We start from the raw sequence: 677 nt of genomic DNA, 5'->3' as shown, positions 1-677 counted from the left end.
AAAGCTTTTTTAGAAAAAGAAGAGATTCCTTTAGCCATCGCTTGGCAAGGGGATTCTCTGCATTTCTACACGAAAGACCGTTCGATTCTGGACAATCATTTAGACCATCTTTTAGAAAAAATGGTTAATGATCCAGAGAAATTAGCTGATTTTACAATGGATAAGTCATTAGACGATGCAATTGATGAGGCTAAATCCCAAATTACTTTTAGACAAGAAGGGGCCGTCAAACAGAAAGAGATGGTGAGATGATGTACAGTGGAAAGAAATTCCTACTATTCTCACTGTTAGGTATCTTCCTAGGCTATCTTTTTCATCGTTTGACGCTTTTGTATGATTCCTTTACTGGAAATACCTTAGATAAATGGACTCATCTTCTAATGGAAGGTCAAGATGAAGTTCTTCAGTCTCCATGGAATGTTTCCTTTACTGGAAAATCAAGTGCTTTTTTTCTACTAGGCTTTGTGATGATGTTGCTGGTTTATCTGTATTTAGAGACTGGCAAAAAACAATACCGAGAAGGGGTAGAATACGGGAGCGCCCGTTTTGGAACTCTAAAAGAAAAGAAGCTCTTTTACGGTAAGGAATTTTCTCATGATACGATTTTAGCACAAGATGTTCGTTTGACATTATTAGATAAAAAATCACCCCAATATGATAGAAATAAGAATATTGCG

2 pseudogenes are annotated in these 677 nt (G+C 36.5%); both read left to right on the top strand.

The annotated features are described in order from the left end of the window. Positions 1-252: pseudogene (locus HMPREF2701_RS09850) on the top strand (hypothetical protein); the annotation flags it as partial. After that, positions 252-677 (top strand): annotated as a pseudogene (locus tag HMPREF2701_RS09845) (type IV secretory system conjugative DNA transfer family protein); the annotation flags it as partial. The pseudogenes HMPREF2701_RS09850 and HMPREF2701_RS09845, both read left to right, overlap by 1 nt.

This window comes from Streptococcus sp. HMSC077D04 (assembly GCF_001808785.1).
Classification (GTDB): domain Bacteria; phylum Bacillota; class Bacilli; order Lactobacillales; family Streptococcaceae; genus Streptococcus; species Streptococcus mitis_BX.
The sequence above is the reverse complement of the archived record's forward strand: the minus strand, read 5'-3'. Positions and strand labels throughout refer to the sequence as shown.